14 protein-coding genes are annotated in these 13403 nt (G+C 71.0%); 6 read left to right on the plus strand and 8 right to left on the minus strand.

What is annotated here, in order from left to right; all coding sequences use genetic code 11:
• From N415_RS18280 to N415_RS18290, 3 genes are all read right to left on the minus strand, one after another.
• Positions 1–468: PPE family protein (locus N415_RS18280; protein WP_152531465.1), on the minus strand; the 468-nt coding region annotated here is incomplete at its 3' end.
• Positions 469–583: 115 nt separating this feature from the next.
• Positions 584–1315: a TIGR03089 family protein gene (locus tag N415_RS18285; protein WP_204366830.1), complete on the minus strand. Its 732-nt coding sequence runs from the start codon at positions 1313–1315 to the stop codon at positions 584–586.
• Positions 1303–2775, minus strand: coding sequence for an LCP family protein (locus N415_RS18290; RefSeq protein WP_068184980.1), 1473 nt, complete (start codon positions 2773–2775; stop codon positions 1303–1305). Before N415_RS18290 ends, N415_RS18285 begins: the two co-directional genes overlap by 13 nt.
• A 77-nt stretch (positions 2776–2852) precedes the next feature.
• Here N415_RS18290 and rfbD point away from each other — a divergent pair, with 77 nt between their 5' ends.
• Genes rfbD through N415_RS18305 form a run of 3 tightly spaced genes read left to right on the plus strand, consistent with a single transcriptional unit; the run spans position 2853 to position 5722 of the window.
• Positions 2853–3755 (plus strand): dTDP-4-dehydrorhamnose reductase, encoded by a 903-nt coding sequence (gene rfbD / locus N415_RS18295; protein WP_068184983.1) that lies wholly within the window; start codon positions 2853–2855, stop codon positions 3753–3755.
• On the plus strand, positions 3748–4641 hold the full coding sequence (locus N415_RS18300) for a glycosyltransferase family 2 protein (RefSeq protein WP_068184985.1): 894 nt from the start codon (positions 3748–3750) through the stop codon (positions 4639–4641). Before rfbD ends, N415_RS18300 begins: the two co-directional genes overlap by 8 nt.
• A 1-nt stretch (position 4642) precedes the next feature.
• On the plus strand, positions 4643–5722 hold the full coding sequence (locus N415_RS18305) for an NDP-sugar synthase (RefSeq protein ID WP_068184988.1): 1080 nt from the start codon (positions 4643–4645) through the stop codon (positions 5720–5722).
• Between the two features lie 57 nt (positions 5723–5779).
• Here the strand turns inward: N415_RS18305 and N415_RS18310 are convergent, their stop codons facing one another.
• Genes N415_RS18310 through cofD form a run of 4 tightly spaced genes read right to left on the minus strand, consistent with a single transcriptional unit; the run spans position 5780 to position 10245 of the window.
• Positions 5780–6313: an NUDIX hydrolase gene (locus tag N415_RS18310; protein ID WP_068185015.1), complete on the minus strand. Its 534-nt coding sequence runs from the start codon at positions 6311–6313 to the stop codon at positions 5780–5782.
• Positions 6310–7884, minus strand: coding sequence for a class I SAM-dependent methyltransferase (locus tag N415_RS18315; RefSeq protein ID WP_068184991.1), 1575 nt, complete (start codon positions 7882–7884; stop codon positions 6310–6312). The genes N415_RS18310 and N415_RS18315 overlap by 4 nt, the downstream gene beginning before the upstream one ends.
• Positions 7885–7894: 10 nt before the next feature.
• Positions 7895–9256, minus strand: coding sequence for a coenzyme F420-0:L-glutamate ligase (locus tag N415_RS18320; protein ID WP_068184993.1), 1362 nt, complete (start codon positions 9254–9256; stop codon positions 7895–7897).
• Entirely contained in the window at positions 9253–10245 is a 993-nt protein-coding gene (gene cofD / locus N415_RS18325) for a 2-phospho-L-lactate transferase (RefSeq protein ID WP_068184996.1), read from the minus strand. The genes N415_RS18320 and cofD overlap by 4 nt, the downstream gene beginning before the upstream one ends.
• Before the next feature lie 320 nt (positions 10246–10565).
• Here cofD and N415_RS18330 point away from each other — a divergent pair, with 320 nt between their 5' ends.
• Positions 10566–10904, plus strand: coding sequence for a WhiB family transcriptional regulator (locus tag N415_RS18330; protein ID WP_068185000.1), 339 nt, complete (start codon positions 10566–10568; stop codon positions 10902–10904).
• Between the two features lie 13 nt (positions 10905–10917).
• Here N415_RS18330 and N415_RS18335 read toward each other — a convergent pair whose 3' ends face one another.
• Positions 10918–11340, minus strand: coding sequence for a metallopeptidase family protein (locus N415_RS18335; protein ID WP_068185003.1), 423 nt, complete (start codon positions 11338–11340; stop codon positions 10918–10920).
• 174 nt (positions 11341–11514) lie between these two features.
• Here N415_RS18335 and N415_RS18340 point away from each other — a divergent pair, with 174 nt between their 5' ends.
• Both N415_RS18340 and N415_RS18345 read left to right on the plus strand, forming a co-directional pair.
• Positions 11515–11964 carry a DUF3499 domain-containing protein gene (locus tag N415_RS18340; RefSeq protein WP_193376474.1) on the plus strand — a complete coding sequence of 150 codons (450 nt, stop codon included), beginning with the start codon at positions 11515–11517 and terminating at the stop codon, positions 11962–11964.
• Between the two features lie 101 nt (positions 11965–12065).
• A partial coding sequence (locus tag N415_RS18345) for a phosphomannomutase/phosphoglucomutase (RefSeq protein ID WP_068185011.1) occupies positions 12066–13403 on the plus strand: 1338 nt, incomplete at its 3' end.

The raw sequence follows: 13403 nt of genomic DNA on the forward strand, positions 1-13403 counted from the left end.
GACGCTCATCGTCGTGGCGGCCTGGATCCACATTCGCACGTAGTCGGCTTCGTTGAGCGCGATCGGAATGGTGTTGAGCCCAAAGAAATTGGTGGCCACCAACACCCCGTGGACGATGTGGTTGGCGGCGAGCTCGGCCAGCGTTGGCATGGCCGCCAGCGCGGCCGTGTAGGCGGCGGCCGCGGCCTCGTGCTGGGCCGACGTCGCAGCGCTGTCGGCGCTGGCCTGCATCAACCACGCCAGATACGGCACGTGGGCGGCCTCGAACGACTCCGCGCTCGGCCCGTCCCACAGCCCGGCCTGCACATCGGCCAGCACCGCGGTGAGTTCCGCTGCCACAGAAGCGTATTCGGCGCTCAAGTCGTTCCACGACGCCGCGGCCGCCAGCAGCGACGCCGGGCCGGGGCCGGTGCTGAGTGCGGCCGAATGCACCTCCGGCGGTGCGGCGATCCAAATGGGCGCCGTCATGGGCCGCGCGCCTCGCCGGCCCCGATACGAGCCGTACGCATGCCGATGCCCCGGTCAGCCAAGCCTCTGCCCCCACCTGAGCTGAGTTAACCCCGTAAACTTAGCCCAGGGTAAGCTAACTTGTCGATAGGACGCGGGTCACCTTTTCGGTCGCGATCCGGCGCGGCAGCGCCGCGGGGTCGGGGTTGGCGACCTGCACCAGCGACGCGCCGACCGCCAGGATCGACAACAGCCCGTCGACCAGTTCGTCGGGACCGGACCAGGACGCCGTGGACAGGACGCGATCGTCGGACGTCAATTCCCTTGCGGCGGCGGATCGTTCGCAATCGGCCAGGACCTCTTCGACCGATCGGCCGGCCAGCGCCGGGCCGGGGTGGCGCTCGGGAACGATCTGGTCGCCGTGCACGCGGACGGCGGTGGCGTAGTCGGTGACGCCGATCGGCAGGTCCGGTGCGGGGCGGCCGAACGGGTCCAGCGAGAGCACCGCGACCTCACCCCCCGCCACCGAAGCGTCCGCCTCGTCCAGCCGCTCGGCGGTGCACAGCGCGACATCCGCGGCGGCGCCCGATTCGAGCACCGCCTCGGCGCCGATCCACCACACCCCGAACAGCACCGCCGCCGTCTGCCAGTGCGCGGGCAGCAGGATCGCGACCCGGCTGCTCGGTCCGGCGCCCAGCTCGTCGCGCAACAGATTGCCGGTCTTGGCCGCCCAGTTGGCCAGCGTCACACCGGACAATTCGATGCGCTCGCCGGAGGCGTCGTCGTAGTAGGTGATCCGCGGGCCGACCGGGTCGGCCCGCAGCATCGGATCCAGGATCGCGCCGGAGAGCGTGCTCAGTTGATGCACTCGGGCTTGTCGGAGCCGGCGGTCAGGATCGGCGACGGCGGCGGCGTGTTGGGGCCGGTGGCGCCCGCGTTGGACGCCCGCGCGGGCAGCACCTGGGTGCTTGGGCCACCGGAGAGGCCGGAGCCCGGGCCGGTGTAGTCGTTGGCGAGCACCACCTTGACGGATCCGGCCGGCAGCGCCGGGTCGGCGACGACGGGCAACCCGCCCAGCTCCTTGCCGACCTGCTGCGCGCCCAGGTCGTCGGTCTTGGCGGCGCGCACCTGGCTGCCCTTCACGTGGCCGCCGTCGTTGTTGCCGACGGTCCCGGCGCCGAATCCTTTGGCGCTCAACACATCCGACACCGCCGCGGCCAACCCGTTGATGTCGGTGTCGTTGACCACGTCGACGGTGGTCTTGGCCGGCGTGTAGGCCAGTTCCTCGGTCTTGCCCTGCGCCTGGTCTTGCAGCAGGCTGCCCACCCAGTCGGCGACCTGGTGCGGGTCCACCCGCACCACGCTCTGCATGCCGTCGTCGCTCCAGCCGGCCCCGTCGAGCACCGGGATGGTCGCGAACGCGACCTTACCGCCGGCCAGCTTCTGCAGCTGCTGCAGGAAATCCATCACGTCCCATCCCGAGGAGATCACCATCGAGCGCTGGACGGCCGCCTCTAACCGGCCCAGCGTGGAAGGACTGGACAGCGTCTTGCCTGAGATGACCCGGTGGGCCAACGAGGCCATCACCGCTTGCTGGCGCACCACCCGGTCCAGGTCGCCGCGCGGCAGGTCGTGGCGCTGGCGGACGAAGCTGAGCGCCTGCGGGCCGTCGAGCTTCTGCCGGCCGGCCGGAAAGTCGGCGCCCGAAAGCGGTTCATACACAGGCTCTTTGAGGCAGACCTCGACGCCGCCGAGCGCGTCGGTGATCAGCGCGAAGCCCAGCAACCCGATCTCGGCGTAGTGGTCGACGGTGACCCCGGTCAGGTCGGCGACGGTCTTGATAAGGGCCTCGCGGCCGGCCTCGGTGCCAGCCGCCTCGGCCTCGGCGGCCGACGCGCCGGCCTTGACCAGGCTGGCCCGCTTCGCCTCCCGGGTCTGGCCGTAGACGCCGTTGATCTTCGTCTTGCCCAGGCCCGGGGCCGCGACGTAGGAGTCCCGCGGGATCGAGATCGCGGTCGCCGACCTTCCGTTGTTCGGTATCCGGACCAGGATGATCGTGTCGGTGTTCGTGGCCTCTTCGTCGCCGGCCCGCAGCGTCGCGAGCTCCTCGGCCGACAGCGGGTTGCCGTGCGCGTCGGTGCGGCTGTCCAGGCCGACGAGCAGGATGTCGATCGCGCCGTCGTCGCCGCCCTTGCCCAGCGACGGGGCGGACATGTGGAAGATGCCGTCCTCGAATGACCGGACGTTGCTCCAGGCGATTCCGGTGCCGAAAACGACCGCGACGGCCAGCACAGTGGCAACCACACGAACCACACGTTGCACAGGCATCACAACAGATTACTTGTGACACAGCCGTTTCGCGGGTAGCTGAAAGCGGCGTGCCCGGGCCATGCCAGACTCGACACATGTCGGAAAGGCTTGTGATCAGCGGCGGGGGCGGGCAATTGGGCACTTCTCTGACGGCGCTGGCCGCCGACAGGGGCCGCGACGTGCTGGCGTTCACGTCGTCGCAATGGGACATCACCGACCCCGCCGCGGCGGAACGGATCATCCGGGCCGGCGACGTGGTGGTCAACTGCGCCGCATACACCAACGTCGACGGCGCGGAGAGCGACGAGGCCGCGGCCTACGCCGTCAACGCGACCGGCCCGGGGCACCTGGCGCGGGCCTGCGCGAGGGCCGGCGCCCGGCTGATCCACGTCTCCACCGACTACATGTTCACCGGCCCTCCCCCGGAGGACGGCCCGCACCCGTATGAGCCCAGCGACAAGACCGACGCGCGCGGCGTGTACGCCCTCTCCAAGCTGGCCGGCGAGGAGGAGGTGCTGGCGGCGCTGCCGGAGGCGTCCCAAGGGATAGTGGTCAGGACCGCCTGGCTCTACACCGGCGGAACCGGCAAGGACTTCGTCGCCGTCATGCGCCGCCTGGCCGCCGGGGACGGCCCGGTGGACGTCGTCGACGACCAGGTCGGGTCGCCGACGTACGTCGCCGACCTGGCCGTCGCGCTGCTGCAGGTCGCCGACGAGCGGGTGCCCGGGCCCATCCTGCACGCCGCCAACGAGGGTGCGGTGTCGCGCTTCGAGCAGGCCCGCGCGGTGTTCAGTGAATGCGGCGCGGACCCGGACCGGGTGCGACCCGTCAAGACCGACGACTTCCCGCGCCCGGCGCCCCGCCCGAGCTATTCCGCCCTGGGCAGCCGCGAGTCCGCGGCGGCGGGCCTGACACCGTTAAGGCCCTGGCGCCCTGCGCTTGTCGCGGCGCTGGCCGCGTCCGCCGGCGATCGAGCGTTACCCTCGACGCGTGACTGACGTCCTGCCGGTCGTGACGGTGACCTACTCACCGGGCCCCCACCTCGAGAGGTTTTTGGCCTCCCTGTCGATCGCCACCGAGCGCCCCGTCAGCGTGCTGCTGGCCGACAACGGCTCCACCGACGGGGCCCCGCAGGAGGCCGTCGAGCGCTACCCGAACGTCCGGCTCATCGACACCGGCGCCAACCTCGGATACGGGACGGCGGTGAATCGCGCGGTCGCGCGGCTGGACGACGACGAGAACGGGGACTGGCTGATCGTGGCCAACCCCGACGTGCAGTGGGGCCCGGGCAGCATCGATGCCCTGCTGGACGCCGCCACCCGCTGGCCGCACGCCGGCGCGCTGGGGCCGCTCATCCGCGACCCCGACGGCTCGGTGTATCCATCGGCGCGGCACCTGCCGAGCCTGATCCGTGGGAGCATGCACGCGGTGGTCGGCCCGTTCTGGAAGCGCAACCCGTGGACGGCGGCCTACCGCCAGGAACGGCTGGAGCCCAGCGAGCGGGCGGTGGGCTGGCTCTCGGGATCCTGTTTGCTGGTGCGGCGGTCGGCCTTCGACCAGGTCGGCGGGTTCGACGAGCGCTACTTCATGTACATGGAGGACGTCGACCTCGGTGACCGGCTGGGCAAGGCCGGCTGGCTGAACGTCTACGTGCCGACGGCCGAAGTGCTGCACGACAAGGGCCACTCCACCGGCCACGACCCGGGACTCCACCTGGCCGCTCATCACAAAAGCACCTACATGTTCCTCGCCGACCGGCATCCTGGATGGTGGCGGGCGCCGCTGCGCTGGACGCTGCGGGTTTCGCTGGTGGTGCGTTCGCGGCTGATGGTGCGCAGTGCGCGGCGCCTGAGTAGACGGAACATGGCGGAAGGGCGGCGCTGAAATGGGAACATCTCAGGTCGATGCGGTGGTGCTGGTCGGCGGCAAGGGCACCCGGCTGCGGCCGCTGACGCTGTCCGCGCCCAAGCCGATGCTGCCCACCGCCGGGCTGCCGTTTCTGAACCACCTGCTGTCGCGGATCGCCGCGGCCGGCATCGAGCACGTCATCCTGAGCACGTCGTATCAGGCCCAGGTCTTCGAGGCGGAGTTCGGCGACGGCTCCAAGCTGGGCCTGCAGCTCGAATACGTCACCGAGGAGCAGCCGCTGGGAACGGGCGGCGGCATCGGCAACGTCGCCGACCACCTGCGCAACGACACCGTGATGGTGTTCAACGGCGACGTGCTGTCCGGCGCCGATCTGGGCCAGCTGCTGGACTTCCATCAGACCAACGAGGCCGACGTCACGCTGCACCTGGTGCGGGTGGGCGACCCGCGGGCGTTCGGCTGCGTGACCACCGACGAGCACAACCGCGTCGTCGCCTTCCTCGAAAAGACGCAGGACCCGCCGACCGACCAGATCAACGCCGGGACGTATGTCTTCAAGCGCGCCATCATCGACCGGATCCCGCGCGGCCGCGAGGTTTCGGTCGAACGCGAGGTGTTCCCGGCCCTGCTGTCCGACGCGGGAGTCAAGGTCTGCGGCTACGTCGACGCCACCTACTGGCGGGACATGGGCACCCCGGAGGACTTCGTGCGCGGCTCGGCCGACCTGGTCCGCGGGATCGCGCCGTCGCCTGCCCTGCGCGGCCACCGCGGCGAGCAGCTGGTGCACGACGGCGCGGCGGTGTCCCCGGGTGCGGTGCTGATCGGCGGCACGGTCGTCGGGCGCGGCGCCGAGATCGGCCCCGGCGTCCGGCTGGACGGCGCGGTGATCTTCGACGGGGTCAAGGTGGAGGCGGGCAGCGTGATCGAGCGCTCGATCCTGGGCTTCGGCGTCCGCATCGGCCCGCGTGCGCTGATCCGCGACGGGGTGATCGGCGACGGCGCCGACATCGGCGCGCGCTGCGAGTTGCTGCGCGGCGCGCGGGTCTGGCCGGGGATCTCCATTCCCGACGGCGGGATCCGCTACTCGTCCGACGTGTGAGGGGCCCCTCTTGCGCCGAGCGTCACGCCAGCGCGGCGCTGGACGCCGGCGGCCGCGCTAGCGTGACGCTCGCGAGACCAAATACGCGAGCGCGTGATCTGTCCCGTCCGGCAGGGCGTCGGCGGGCCACCACCGCAGATCGTCGGACTCGTCGCTGATCGCGATCTGCGCGGCGGCCGGCGCGTGGGCGACGAATTGCAGGTCGAGGTGGCGGGTCGGCACGCCCAGCGAGCAGGTGACCGGGTGCACGTGCACGGCGGCCAGCTCGGGCTCGATGCGCAGGCCCTCGATCCCGGATTCCTCCGTGGCCTCGCGCAGCGCGGCGGCGACGATGTCGGGGTCGTCCTCATCGCAGTGCCCGCCGAGTTGTACCCAGCGGCCCAACCGCGGGTGCAGTGTCAGCAGCACCTGCGCGCCGGTGTGGTCGAGCACCAGCGCCGACGCGGTGACGTGGCCCGCCGCGCACTCCCGGCGGCAGGCGTCGGGGCGGCCGTGCACGAAGGCCAGCACCGCGTGCCGCAGCGAGTCCTGCGCCGGGTCGGGGGCGCGCCAGTCGCCGAGGATCGAGATCGCCGACTCGCGAAGGCTCAACGGGATCCCCGCCCGGTTCGGCGATCCCGCAGCGAGGCCCAGGCCGCGCGGCACTGTGCCACGACGTCGGGGGACAGGCCGAGGCCGTCGATCAGCACGTGGCGGTCGACGACGTCGAGCGCCTTGTCGACCTCGCCCGCCTTCAACAACAGGTCGACGTCGCAGGCGAGGTCGGCTCCGGCATACGCGGGTGGGGGAATGGGCAGCTGTTCGGCTTCCCTCGGTTCCAGCTCCAAGATGCCCCCACCGTAGCTGCGGCCCACGATCTCGGCGAACGCGAACGTCACGCTGTTGTGAAACACCGCGGCCAGCGAGCTTGCGTCGACACCGGGCGCGAGCCGGACCCGGTGCACGGTGTCGGTGCTCGTCGCTGCGGCGGCGTTGACGGTCAGCCGCGGCGCCCGGTGAATCTGGCGCAGCAGGAACAGGTCGGGCATCCACAGCGACGGGGTGATCCACCACGGGGTGCGGATCGAGCACTTGTAGCCGCGGTGCACGCCCGCGGCCTCGCCGGCCCGCACGTGCGCGAGCAGGGCGGCGTCGGCCGGCTCGGGCGGCGCGTCGAGCAGCCAGATGCGGTGTCCGGCGGCGAGATCGCTTGCGCGGCAGTCACTGTCGTATACCAGCCCGGTTAATTGCGCGCTGCGCGAGACGAGCGGGACGCACTGCGGCGTCAGCGCCAGTTCGCGGGCCTGCTCGTCGGTGAAGGTGAAGAAGCTGTTGCGGCCCGTCACGATCCCGACGTCCACGTCGGCGAGCGACCCGAGCCGGGTCATGGCCGGCGACGCCTTGAGCGCGCGCAACAACTCGATCGCGGCGGGGTCCAGGAAGTACTTGGTCCACTTCTCGTTCTCGTGCAGCAGCGCGGGCGCCCAGTCGGTGTCGAGATCGGCGTACGCCAGCGCGGCAGCGTCGGCGAGGTGGACCGTGCGCATGCGCGCCGGGCCCGGCCCGGCCACGCCGCAAAACAAGACGACCTCCTGCAGGACGCCGTCGAACACCAACCGCTCGAACGTCACCAACGTGATCTCGGAAAACCGGCCGAGCAGAAACTCACGCAGCTGCGCGGCGTAGCCGACCTGCAGCAGCTCGGCGGGCAGCACCAGGCCCACCCGTCCGCCGTCGCGCGCGAGGACCGTGGCGGCGACGACGAACGGGACCCAGGCGTTGGTCAGCCGGCTGGGCCGCAGCCCCTCGCGGCGCATCAGCTCCAGCGCCGGGTCGCGCTCGTGGGATGCCCAGTTGCCGAAGCGGATGTAGGGCGGATTGCCGGCGACGCCGTCCCACCCGCCGGCCTCGACGCCGGCCAGCCAGGTGAACAGGCTCTCGGCGTCCACGGGGCCGAATCGCCGGGCCTTGGCCGCCTCGTCGGCGATGAGCTCCACCCCGCGCGCCCGGGCACCCAGCGCGGCCAGCTCGCGCAGGATCGCGCCGTCGCCGCAGGACGGTTCGACGATCCGCGGGCCGGCCTCGCGGACCCAGCGGGCCAGAAACCGCGCGACGGGGGCGGGGGTGTAGTAGCCGCCGCGGACCTTGTCGGCCGACGCCGCCGGCTTGCCCGCGAAATGCATGGGCCCAGTATTACTTGCGTAGCAGCAAATCCCCGGGGTCCGGCGCGGCGCGCGGCCCGGGCGGCACCCCGGCGGCGTCGGAGGCGTAGCCGATCGCGATGGCGCCCAACGGCTCCCAGTCGGCCGGGAGCTCCAGCTCGGCGCGGACCAGGTCGGCGGCGAAGATCGTCGAGCCGATCCAGCAGCTGCCCACCCCCCGCACCGCCAGCGCGACCAGCAGCGCCTGCACGGCCGCCCCGACCGCGACCGTGAACATGGTGCGCTCGGCTGCGGTGCGGGCGGCGTCGGGGTAGGCGTGGGCGCCCTCGGGGACCAGAAACGGGATGACGACCTCCGGCGCGTCGTAGAGGATCTGGCCGCGCGCCACCCGCCGCTCGACCGAGTCGGCGGGCCGGCCGTCGCCGGCCAGGTCCGCGCGCCACTTGTCCTTCATGCGGTCCAGCAGCCGGGTCCGGGTGTCCGCGGTGCGCAGCCATACGAACCGGACGGGCCGGGTGTGGTGGGGGGCCGGCGCGGTGAGCGCCTCGGCGACGGCGGCCTCGATCAGCTCCGGTGGCACCGGCTCGGCGCTGAACCGGCGCACCGACCGCCGCAGCAGTTGCGCTTCCCGGCGGCCCTGGTCGAGGGCTTCGGCGGTGCCGAGCCAGAACAGGTCCTCCTCGCCGGGCCGCAGCAGCTGCCGCGCGGTGGAGCCATCGTCGGTCACCGGCAGGCCGCGCACCACGGCCACCGGCATCGCGGTGAGCTTGCCCTTGACGAGATCGGCGGCGGCCGCGACCTCGTCGGCGATGGCGATCTCGGTGACGAGCAGCTCGTTGCCGTGCCGGTCGACGGCCCCCGAATAGCTGTGCAGCACACGAAGACCCGCCGCGCCGATGGCCGCGTCGGTCTGACCGTTGCGCCAGGCGCGGCCCATCGTGTCGGTGATGACCACGGCCACGCCGACGCCGAGCCGCTCGCGCAGGGCGGCGCGCAGCGCCGCGGCGCTGGCGTCGGGGTCGACCGGCAGCAGCGCCAGCTCGTCGTGGTCGACGTTGGAGCCGTCCACCCCGGCAGCCGCCTGGACGAGGCCGAGCCGGTTCTCGGTGATCAGCGTCTGGCCTTTGCGCGCCAGCACGCGCACCGCCTCGTCGTCGACCAGCTTGCGGCGCAGCCGGTCGCGCTCCTCGGCGTCCCGCGGGGCCGGCACCAGGCGGCCCTCGCACTTGGACACCACCTTGCTGGTCACCACCACGACGTCGCCGTCGCGCAGCCAGGGGGCGGCCGCGGCGACGGCGGCGGCGAGGTCGTCGCCGGGCCGGAACTCGGGGAGCCCGGTGACGGGAATGATCTCGATCGCCGAGCCGGTGCCGTGCTCGGTCACACGCGTCACTGAGCCACGCCCGATAGCTCCAGCCCCGCGGCGACCATCTCGGCCGTCGCCTTGGGGTCGCGCATGATGAGCGGCACCGCGCGCACCGCCACGCCGGAGATGTCGGCCTCGTCGCCCTCGTGGATCAGCCAGCAATCCAGGATCCCGGTGGCCCGCCGCGCCCCGTAATGCCGGCCGACCGCCTCAGCGGTGGACTCGACCCCGATCACTGAGAGACACGCATCGGCCATGCCGCGCAACGGCTTTCCGCCGATGATCGGGGAGTAGCCGACGACCGGGGCCTTGGCCGCGCGCAGCGCCCCGCGAATGCCGGGGACCGCCAGGATGGCACCGACGCTGACGACAGGGTTGGACGGCGCCAGCAGGATCACGTCGGCTTCGCCGATGGCCGCCACCGCTTCCGCTGTGGCGCTGGCCTTTTCGGCGCCGACGAACGCGAAGCTGTGCGTGGGCACCTGGGCCCGATAGCGCACCCACCACTCCTGGAAGTGAATGGCGCGGCGGCTGTCGTCGGCGGGATCTGTGATGACGACGTGCGTCTCGCAGCGGTCGTCGCTCGCCGGCAGCAGCCGCGCGCCCGGTTGCCAGCGGTCGCACAGCGCGGTGGTGATCTGCGACAGCGGGTAGCCCGCGTTCAGCATCTGGGTGCGCACCAGATGGGTGCCCAGGTCGCGGTCGCCGAGTGCGAACCAGTCCGGCTGCACGCCGTAGCGCGCCAATTCCTCTTTGGCGTGCCAGGTTTCGTCGCGATGACCCCACCCTCGCTCCGGGTCGACACCTCCACCTAAGGTGTACATGCAGGTGTCCAAATCCGGACAGACGCGCACCCCGTGGATCCACGCATCGTCGCCGACGTTGACGACCGCGGTCAGTTCGTGTTCGTCGGCGTCTTGGCCCTGTTGCGAAAACTGACCCAGCCCGAGCAGCTGTTGAACACCCAGCAGGAACCGGGCGCCGCCAACCCCACCGACCAGAACGGTGACCTTCACTTGACCTTCACAGGGCTCGACAGTACTGCCCGTGTCGGGACTGTGATCGACACGCCGAAGCGCGCAAAACAACGGAAACGCCGGAATTTGGTCACGAGATGATATGGAAATTCGCCATTACGCTTGACCGGGCAGGTTAACAAGTGTCTAATCACATCAGTGTCATTTCCCGGTTGGCCAGCCGATTCCGGTGTCGCAGACCGAGATTCGATCACATGTTCGAATTGTCTGTACATCAGAACAGTGGGAACTCACTCACTCTCTCAAATCAAACCTGAGGAGGCGGACGAAGCATGTCTTATGAGCACCTTCGGGGCGTCATGGCAAGCACACCGCACAACACCATCGGCTCGTTGCCGGCGGCACCCGTCCGCCCGCATCTGACTGTGGTTCCCGATGCCCCAGTCGCTTTCGAGCCCGAGCCCGAGCCGCTGCCGACGCCGGATCAGTGGCAGGACCGCGCGCTGTGCGCGCAGACCGATCCCGAGGCCTTCTTCCCGGAGAAGGGCGGCTCGACCCGCGAGGCCAAGAAGATCTGCCTCGGCTGCGAGGTGCGCCACGAGTGCCTCGAGTACGCCCTAGCCCATGACGAGCGCTTCGGCATCTGGGGCGGCCTCTCGGAGCGGGAGCGCCGCCGCCTCAAGCGCGGCATCATCTGACGCCCGCGCAATCTCATTCGTCGTCGATCGTGGGGTCGATGACCGAGGGCTCGACGTCCAAGTAGATGGCGACCTGGGCCACCAGGATTTCGTGCAGCAACTCGGCAAGTTCTTCCGTGTCCTTGGCCCGTCTCTCAATTGGCTTGCGGAACAAGACAATTCGTGCCCGCGTGGAGTTGCCGCGGACGTCGACGCCGGCCGGAATCAGGCGGGCGAGCGCGATCGGCCCGTCGGCGATCACCTCGGGCGGCCACTGCACGCTGTCGGGGTCCTTGGCCGCGATGCGCGGGATTTCGTCGACCGCCACGTCGAGCTCCGACACCCGCTCTTGCCAGCGCCGCTCGATCGGTTCGTAGGCCTCCAGCACCGCCATGTCGAACCGCTCGGCCCGGCTGCGCCACCCCGGCACCGTCGGCGGCAGCAGGGGGCCGCGCATGTCGCGGCCCCGGCGCGTCGCACGGTAGGAAGCCGAACGACGCCGCGACCGATCGCTTTGCGGGGAGCCGCGGGAATCACTCATCGGGCCGATGGTAACGGTTGGGAATCGCGGGTCCGGCGGATGCGCGTGTCCGGCGCTTCCGTGGCGTTTGCGCACGATAGCCTTTCGGTCGTGAACGTTCCCCGTCGCTGTTGCCGGCCCGGGTGTCCGCACTATGCCGTGGCGACCTTGACGTTCGTCTACTCGGACTCGACGGCAGTGGTGGGCCCGTTGGCCACCGCGCGGGAACCGCACTCCTGGGACCTGTGCGTCGGCCATGCCGGCCGGATCACCGCGCCCCGCGGCTGGGAGCTGGTGCGCCATGCCGGACCGCTGCTTGCCGAGCCCGTCCATCCCGACGAGGACGACCTGGTCGCCCTGGCCGACGCGGTGCGTGAGGGCCGCCCGGGCGACGCGGCCGTGCCCTGCGGGGCCACGCCGGTCAACGGGTTTGCCGATCCGCACATCCAGCACGCCGGGGCCCATGCCACCGCGCCGAGCAGCGGGCTGCTCGCGCCTCCCGAGCATCGTTCCGGTCGGCGCCGCGGGCATCTGCGGGTGTTGCCCGACCCCTCGGACTAAGCCGGGACTAGGCCGGTCCACCCAGGTCTAACGCGCCACAGCTTTTCTTCGGGCCGATAGGCTGGCGCCAAGAGTCCAGTCAGGAGCGTCAGGAGTTTCGCATGTCCCGGTCCGCCGCGACCGTTCACCGTGTCGTCAAGGCGTACGACGTGCGCGGGCTGGTCGGCGAGGAGCTCGACGAGTCGTTCGTCACCGACCTGGGCGCTGCGTTCGCCAGGCTGATGCGCGGCGAGGGTGCTTCGCGGGTGGCGATCGGCCACGACATGCGGGACAGTTCGCCGGCGCTGGCCGCCGCATTCGCGGACGGGGTCCGCAGCCAGGGACTGGACGTGGTGCGAATCGGCCTGGCGTCCACCGACCAGCTCTATTTCGCCTCGGGGCTGCTCGACTGCCCGGGCGCGATGTTCACCGCGAGCCACAACCCGGCGGCCTATAACGGCGTCAAGCTGTGCCGGGCCGGCGCCAAACCGGTGGGCGCCGAGACCGGGCTGGCCGTCATCAGCGACGAACTGATCGCCGGCGTCCCGGCGTACGACGGGCAAGCCGGCACCGCCACCGATCAGGACGTGCTCGCCGACTACGGGACGTTCCTGCGTTCGCTGGTGAACACCTCCGGACTGCGCCCGCTGCGGGTGGCGGTGGACGCCGGCAACGGGATGGCCGGCCACACCGCCCCGGCGGTGCTCGGCCCGATCGACTCGATCACCGTGTTGCCGTTGTACTTCGAACTCGACGGCTCGTTCCCCAATCACGAGGCCAACCCGCTGGACCCCGCCAACCTGGTGGACCTGCAGAAGTTCGTGCGCGACAGCGGGGCAGATATCGGGCTCGCCTTCGACGGCGACGCCGACCGGTGCTTCGTGGTCGACGAACGCGGCCACGTGGTTGCGCCGTCGACGGTGACCAGCCTGGTGGCCGCGCGCGAGCTGGGCCGCGAGATCGGGGCCACGATCATCCACAACGTGATCACCTCGCGGGCGGTGCCCGAACTGGTCACCGAACGCGGCGGCACACCGCTGCGCTCGCGCGTCGGCCACTCCTACATCAAGGCGCTGATGGCCGACACCGGCGCGATCTTCGGCGGCGAGCACTCCGCGCACTACTACTTCCGCGACTTCTGGGGCGCCGACTCCGGGATGCTGGCGGCGCTCTACGTGCTGGCCGCCCTCGGCGAACAGGACCGGCCGCTCTCGGAGCTGACCGCCGACTACCAGCGCTACGAATCGTCCGGCGAGATCAACTTCAAGGTCGCCGACGCGTCGTATTGTGTGGACGCGGTGCTGAAGTCGTTCGGCACCCGGATTCAGTCCATCGATCATCTGGACGGGGTGACGGTCGATTTGGGCGACGGCAGCTGGTTCAACCTGCGCAGCTCCAACACCGAGCCGCTGTTGCGGCTCAACGTGGAGGGCCGCACCGTCGACGACGTCGACGCGCTG

This window comes from Mycobacterium sp. UM_CSW (assembly GCF_000455205.1).
GTDB lineage: Bacteria > Actinomycetota > Actinomycetes > Mycobacteriales > Mycobacteriaceae > Mycobacterium.